At 57.7% G+C, this 6,833-nt stretch carries 7 protein-coding genes and 1 pseudogene; 5 read left to right on the top strand and 3 right to left on the bottom strand.

The window, feature by feature from the left end; translation table 11 throughout:
• Positions 1 to 208, top strand: a pseudogene (locus tag AQ996_RS03445) (Sir2 silent information regulator family NAD-dependent deacetylase); the annotation flags it as partial.
• On the opposite strand, the gene AQ996_RS03440 reads toward AQ996_RS03445, so the two are convergent.
• Together AQ996_RS03440 and AQ996_RS03435 are read right to left on the bottom strand one after the other, a co-directional pair.
• Positions 205 to 969 carry a carboxymuconolactone decarboxylase family protein gene (locus tag AQ996_RS03440; protein ID WP_055251066.1) on the bottom strand — a complete coding sequence of 255 codons (765 nt, stop codon included), beginning with the start codon at positions 967 to 969 and terminating at the stop codon, positions 205 to 207. The pseudogene AQ996_RS03445 and the gene AQ996_RS03440 overlap by 4 nt on opposite strands.
• 63 nt (positions 970 to 1,032) lie before the next feature.
• Entirely contained in the window at positions 1,033 to 1,662 is a 630-nt protein-coding gene (locus AQ996_RS03435; RefSeq protein ID WP_216594990.1) for a flavodoxin family protein, read from the bottom strand.
• 15 nt (positions 1,663 to 1,677) lie between these two features.
• Between AQ996_RS03435 and AQ996_RS03430 the strand changes: the two genes are divergently transcribed.
• The 4 genes from AQ996_RS03430 (at position 1,678) to AQ996_RS03415 (ending at position 5,068) form a co-directional block, all read left to right on the top strand.
• A complete protein-coding gene (locus AQ996_RS03430) occupies positions 1,678 to 2,118 on the top strand; it encodes a MerR family transcriptional regulator (RefSeq protein WP_055251062.1) in 441 nt (146 codons plus the stop codon).
• 782 nt (positions 2,119 to 2,900) lie between these two features.
• Positions 2,901 to 3,530 carry a class I SAM-dependent methyltransferase gene (locus AQ996_RS03425; RefSeq protein WP_055251060.1) on the top strand — a complete coding sequence of 210 codons (630 nt, stop codon included), beginning with the start codon at positions 2,901 to 2,903 and terminating at the stop codon, positions 3,528 to 3,530.
• Complete coding sequence (locus AQ996_RS03420; protein WP_055251058.1) at positions 3,517 to 4,122, top strand: class I SAM-dependent methyltransferase; 606 nt, start codon at positions 3,517 to 3,519, stop codon at positions 4,120 to 4,122. The genes AQ996_RS03425 and AQ996_RS03420 overlap by 14 nt, the downstream gene beginning before the upstream one ends.
• A gap of 115 nt (positions 4,123 to 4,237) precedes the next feature.
• Positions 4,238 to 5,068 (top strand): class I SAM-dependent methyltransferase, encoded by an 831-nt coding sequence (locus AQ996_RS03415; RefSeq protein WP_055251056.1) that lies wholly within the window; start codon positions 4,238 to 4,240, stop codon positions 5,066 to 5,068.
• 154 nt (positions 5,069 to 5,222) lie between these two features.
• Here AQ996_RS03415 and guaA read toward each other — a convergent pair whose 3' ends face one another.
• Positions 5,223 to 6,821, bottom strand: coding sequence for a glutamine-hydrolyzing GMP synthase (gene guaA, locus AQ996_RS03410; protein WP_035136929.1), 1,599 nt, complete (start codon positions 6,819 to 6,821; stop codon positions 5,223 to 5,225).
• Between the last annotated feature and the right edge of the window lie 12 nt (positions 6,822 to 6,833).

Here is a 6,833-nt window from a genome sequence, read left to right as displayed (position 1 = left end):
GTTGCTGGAGCTCGGCGTGGGCGAGATGACCCCCGGCATCATCACGCTCCCGTTCTGGAGCATGACCGCGAAGCTGCCGGATGCGCACCTGTTGAGCGTCAACATCTCGAACGGCTCGGCTCCGCTGCAGCTCGGAAGCAAGGCAGGGGCGATTCAGGCAGATTTGGGCGCGCTGCTCTCGGCGGCGCGGACGGGCGACGGTGCTTAAGCCTCCTTGTTGGTCGCTTTAAGGTATGCATCGTCGCCCACGGGCTCCAGCCACTCGTTGGAGGTCTCCTCGCCCGGAACCTCCAACGCGAGATGCGAGAACCAGCTGTCGGGCGCGGCGCCGTGCCAGTGCTTCACCCCCGGGGCGATGTTGACCACGTCGCCGGGGCGCAGCTCCTGTGCCGGCTTTCCCCACTCCTGGTAAAACCCTCGACCAGCCACGCAGACGAGGATCTGCCCACCGCCGCTTTTGGCGTGATGGACGTGCCAGTTGTTGCGGCAGCCGGGCTCGAACGTCACGTTGTGGACACCGACCTGCTCGGTGGAAAGGGGCGCGAGGTAGCTTTGCCCGATAAAGTACTTCGCGAAGGCGTCGTTGGGGGCACCGATGGGGAAAACCATCTCGTTTTGGTGCTGAGCCCTTGCGTCGGCGGCATCGTCGGCCGCCCAGACCTCCTTCGCCATGCGGAAGGCAGCCCACGCCTTGGGCCAACCCGCATAAAACGCCGCGTGCGTAAGGATTTCCGCTATCTCCGTCCTGGTCACTCCATTGTTCTTTGCGGACATCAGGTGATATTTGAACGAAGAGTCCGTCAGCCCCTGCGACATCAGGGCAACCACCGTCACCACGCTGCGGTCGCGCAGGGAGAGCTCACTCTCTCGGCTCCACACCTCGCCGAACAGCACGTCGTCGTTGAGCTGTGCGAATTTGGGAGCGAACTCCCCCAGGGCGTCTCTGCCTGCCGTCTGTTTAACTGCCATGATCGATTTCCTCCTGTCGATAGTTTTGGCACAAATCTGTTTCCGCGCGGCCAAACAGCCCGGCTAGATTCCCATGCCCATTCGCCGCGCCTGCTCCAGAGCGGGATGCCCGGCGATTTCGCCCACGCCGTTCACGCCGCCGGCGAAAACCGTTCCAGCGAGCGTGCAGCGGGAGAAACAGTCAACCCATCCCTGCATCGCCTTTTTCGCCCCGTCGAAGGTCGAGCGCCCGTTCTCCGCCGCCGTCGCCAACAGATATGCCTCGGTGAATGCATAATCGGAGCCAAAAAGCGGGTTAGCGCGGTCCAGCATGGTTTTGAGCTGGCCGCAGACGCTGTAGTAGTAGACGGGCGTTGCAAACACCAGCACATCCGCATCGTGCATTTTGGCGGCAATTTCCACGGCATCGTCTTGGATGACGCAACGCCCCAACTTTAAGCAGGCAAGGCAGCCCCTGCAGAAGCCCATTTGCTTCTCGCACAGACGCACGGTCTCAACGCTGTGACCTGCCTCCCGCGCGCCGTTGGCGAAAGCCTCCGCCAGCGTCTCGGAATTGCCATTCTTTCGTGGACTTGAAGAAACTATCAAAACCGTTTTGCCCATTACGGAATACCCCTTGCGCTCCCGATTTACATTGACGAGAATGAAGGTAATACCTAAACCTGACTTTAGGTCAAGGAATGAATTCGACATTGTTTCGGAGGAGCCATGTACACAATCGGACAGGTGGCGGAAATGTTCGGTTTGCCCGCTTCAACGCTGCGATATTACGACAAGCAGGGATTGTTCCCGGGGCTGGAGCGGGCATCCGGCATTCGCCGATTCAGCGATACGGAACTCGAAGCGCTTCGGGTCATCGAATGCCTAAAGAAGGCTGGAATGGAGATCAAGGACATCCGGCTGTTCATGGAATGGTGCGCAGAGGGTCCCTCAACATACCCCAAACGCAAGGCCATGTTCGAGGAGCGCAAGGCCCACATGGAGTCGGAGATCGTGAACATGAACCGCGCGCTCGACATGCTGAAGTTCAAATGCTGGTACTACGAGCAGGCAATCCAAGATGGCAACGAGGATAGAGTGAAGGCGCTGATTCCCGATAATTTGCCAGAAGAAATCAAAGATACCTACGATAACGCCCACACTCAATAATGCCGCCCGATGCTCAAGGGGCTTTGGCAAGGAGTCGTTTTAGGCAGATATGCAAAAAGATAGCCTCCGAACCAGAGGGTCCGGAGGCTTTTATTCCCGTTATTTCGCTGGTGGCTTTACTCTATGGCGACGCCGAAACAGCATCAGGCGGTACTCGACGGTATCAAAACGCGAGTTCAAAAGCCAGTTCCCGCTATTCCCGCTCAGTGACTAATCCAGGCCGAGTGTTGTCGATGCGTGTCGCGTCGTACCGCCTAAGGGCCAATTCGTGCGCAATTTGGGCGAATCAGGCCCTTAATTCGCGATTTTGTGAATGACTCAATTGATTCGCAAAACCGCAGGTCGCCTTTTTAATCACTCCCTAGTTTCCGCCGGGGTTCGTAGCGGGTGGCGTGAAAAGGGGTGATTCAAAGGGTCGGAGAGATGTCTATAGCGCAATCTTCTGGTATTGGCGCAGTGAGGGACTTCTCACCTCCATCAGTCCAAATCGTCAAGCTCCGAAAGACGTCGAGCTAGAGAAAAGGACCTATTTCCCGTCATGGATTGGGTTTACCTGCATGACTAGAGCCCTGGTGTAATTGGCTGGATCACCGTTCCGGGAACCGGTATCGACCTACCTGTCCGCCAAGCTCCTTCTTCAGCTCCAGCTTAGTATCTGACTCACACCGTTATAAGCAAAACCGAAGAGATGCGTCTTGGCCAAGAAATAAGGTTAGCCTTATCTTACTGCATGATTCGTGTGTTATAGTTAGATTGCTCTAACTGTTTGGGGGGCGATAGCCATGCACGAACGCAAGGGCTTCTGGGACAAGAATGCCGGTCGGTACGACCGTTTCATGCGAAAGGACCGGGCGGCGTATGAGAAGATGTATGGGCTGATCAGGCCGGTGGTGAAAGCAAAAACCGTGCTGGAGGTTGCCACCGGCACGGGGCTTATCGCAAAGAGCATCGTGGATGCGGCGGCGCACATCGAGGCTACGGACGCTTCTGCAAAGATGATCCTTGAAGCAAAGCGGGACAATCAATCCGCAAAGCTGCACTTTTCCGTACAAGATATGTTCCGCCTGCCCTATGCACAGAAGTCCTTCGAAGTGGTGATCGCGTCCAACGCGCTTCACATAGTGCCGCATCCGGAAAAGGCACTGCAAGAAATCAGGCGGGTACTGAAGGACGACGGCGTGCTCATCGCGCCAACCTTCACCCACGCGGGGAACTCGGTTTCCGGCAAGGCAAAAGCCTTTTTCATGAGTATGGCGGGATTCCCCCTCCACAGCAGGTGGACAAGCGAGGAATACCTGCGTTTCCTGCGTCAAAACGGCTGGGCGGTGCAGAAAAGCGCGGTGCTGAAGGCCTCGTTCCCATTGACCTATGCGGAATGCACGAAATCGGAGGGGCCAGATGTCGTTCTTTGAAAACACCCGCAAGCCCGTGGGCCTCGGCGGAAAACTTATGGTTGCCATGATGAATCTGGGCCACAGCCCTGTGGCGCGGTGGGGACTTCGATTTCTACGACTTGCGCCAAATGCCAAGGTGCTGGATTGCGGCTGCGGCGGCGGGGCGAACATAAAACGGCTGCTGAAAAAATGCCCGCATGGCGTCGTCAAGGGCGTCGACTATTCGCCCGTCAGCGTGGAGAAGACTAGAAAGCTCAACCGAATTGCAATTCAGGAGGGGCGTTGCGCCGTTCTGCAAGGCAGTGTGGCGGATATGGTGTTTGAGGATAGCTACTTCGATGCCGCCACGGCCTTTGAGACCGTCTATTTTTGGCCTGATTTGCCCCGATGCTTCCGTGAGGTCTGGCGGACGCTGAAGCCAGGCGGGACAATTCTTATCTGCAACGAGAGCAATGGCGATACGGACAAGGACGAGAGGTGGACGCAGATCATCGGCGGCATGACCATCTACAAGGACATTGAATTAAAGGCATGTCTGGAGCAGGCGGGTTTTCACGAGGTGCAGATACACAAAAAGAAAAAGTGGCTCTGCGTCACGGCGCGGAAGTAGGGGTATCAAGCACGGGCATTTTTGCATCCATCCTGCACATGGCGATAGGCATGACGGTCATAGCGGCTATGCTGGCGGCAATTATGACAGTTTTTATTCACTGAGGAAGAAACCTATGAAATGTAAAATTGAGAAAAACACCGTGCAGGAGACGCTGATCCTCCCGCTGTATTCCCGGAAGCTGTGTACGGAGTTGTACCCGAACCTTTACAGGGATGAAACAGCGGTTCGTCTGCTCGACCAGATCGACTACGACTTTTCAGAGGCAGAGAAAAACTCCCGCAGCCTGATACAGCGCTTTGGTGCGCTGGAGGTGGCCACACGGCAGAGTGATCTTGCTTTCGAGGTGCGGGATTACCTGAAAGGCCACCCCAATGCGGCGGTGGTCAATCTGGGCTGCGGGCTGGACAACACCGGCAGAACCTGCGACAACGGTAGATGCAAGATCTACAATCTGGACTTCCCGGATGTGATTGCCTTGCGGCAGCAGCTACTGCCCGCCGGGGATCGAGAACAAAATATCCCCTGCGACCTGAAAGACACCGCATGGTTTAGCAAAATCGATGCCTCCCGCGGGGCGGTGTTCTTTGCCTCCGGGGTGTTCTATTACTTTCTGACCCAGCAGGTCCGGGAACTGGTGCGGGGGATGGCGGACGCTTTCCCCGGCAGTGTGCTGGTCTTTGATGCTGCCAATCGGACGGCGGTAAAGATGATCGCAAAAACATGGCTTAAGACTGCAAAAATCAAGGATGTGGGGGCATATTTTGCGGTTTCGGATGCCGCCAAGGAAATCGGCACGTGGGACAGCCGTCTGCAGGTCACAAGTCGCGGCTATATGCTGGGCTACAACGATTTGAGAGACTCTTCTGTCAGCTGCTTTTTCCGGTTTCTCGCAAGGGTCGGTGACAACGGGATGAAAATGCAAATCGTGAAAATAAGATTTTGAGAGGCGAAAACGAAGCGCATTCACTTTGACGTCGAAGAAGACGGCTTTTACGGCGCATATTGGGCGTGCAAGGACACGCATACAGCAGCGGGCACGGATTCAATTGAAACCGTGCCCGCTATCTGATACTATATTATTTTATCGAACGTATGTTCTATTCCCACTCAATCGTCGCGGGCGGCTTGGACGTGATGTCGTAGCACACGCGGTTGGCGCCGGGAACCTCGGCCACGATGCGGCCGGAGATGCGGGCCAGGACGTCGTAGGGCAGCTTGGCCCAGTCGGCGGTCATGGCATCGCTGGACTCGACGGCACGCAGGATAATTGGGCGCTGGTAGGTGCGCTCGTCGCCCATAACGCCGACGGACTTAATGTCGGGCAGGACGGCGAAATACTGCCAGCAGCTATGCTCGGAGTTGCGCTCGCCGGTCTGCTCAAACAGACGCTGGTTATAGGCGTCGAGCTCCTCGCGCACGATGGCGTCGGCATTCTTGAGGATCTCGAGCTTCTCCTTGTCGACCGCACCGATGATGCGGATGGCCAGACCCGGGCCCGGGAAAGGCTGGCGGAACACGATATGACCCGGCAGACCGAGCGCCAGACCAAGCGCGCGGACCTCGTCCTTAAAGAAGTGGTCGAGCGGCTCAATAAGGTCGAAGTGCACGCCCTCGGGGAACGGGATCAGATTGTGATGGCTCTTGATGGTAGCCGTCTTGCCGCCCGTCTTGCGAGCGCCGGACTCAATGATGTCGGGGTAGATGGTGCCCTGAGCCAAGTACTTGACCGGCTTGCCATCGGTCTCGAGCTGCTGCGCCACGGCGAAGAACTCTTTCCAGAACTGCGTACCGATGATACGGCGCTTCTCCTCGGGCTCGGTCACGCCGGCCAGAAGCTCGGCATAACGGTCCTCGGCGTGGACGTGGATAAAGTCGACGTCAAACTGCTTGGTGAAGACCTCCTCCACCTGCTCGGGCTCGCCCTTGCGCAGCAGGCCGTGGTTGATGAACACGCAGGTCATCTGCTTGCCCACGGCGCGAGCGCCCAGCGCAGCCACGACGGAGGAGTCGACGCCGCCGGACAGGGCCAGAATCACGCGGTCGTCGCCGACCTTCTCGCGGAACTCGGCTGTCATGGTCTCGACCAGGTTATCCATGCTCCAGTTGGGCTCCAGGCCGCAGATCTCAAACAGAAAGTTGCTCAGCAGCTGCTGACCGTACTCGGAGTGCTTGACCTCGGGGTGGAACTGCGTGGTGAAGATCTTGCGCTCGACGCACTCCATGGCGGCAACCGGGCACACGTCGGTGCTGGCGGTAACGGTAAAGCCCTCGGGCACCTCGGACACGGCGTCGCGGTGGCTCATCCACACGGTCTGCTCCATAGGCGTGGAGTTAAAGAGCTTGGCGCCGGCCGTACGCGTGATGGTGGCGCGGCCGTATTCGCCCACCTCGGAGTGACCGACCTTGCCGCCGAGCGTCACGGCCGTGATCTGATGGCCGTAGCAAAAGCCCAGAACGGGAAGGCCCAGGTCAAAGATGGCGGGATCGATGGACGGAGCGTCCTCGGCATACACAGAAGCCGGGCCGCCAGAGAGGATGAGCGCAGAGGCGTTCATTTCGCGAATCTCATCGGCCGAGATGTCGCAGGGAACGATCTCGGAATACACGTTGAGGTCGCGGACGCGACGGGCAATGAGCTGACCGTACTGCGCACCAAAGTCGAGTACGAGGACCTTTGCGGAAGCCTTTTGATCCATGGTTTCCCCCTC

This window comes from Collinsella aerofaciens, from assembly GCF_001404695.1.
GTDB lineage: Bacteria > Actinomycetota > Coriobacteriia > Coriobacteriales > Coriobacteriaceae > Collinsella > Collinsella aerofaciens_E.
The sequence above is the reverse complement of the archived record's forward strand: the minus strand, read 5'-3'. Positions and strand labels throughout refer to the sequence as shown.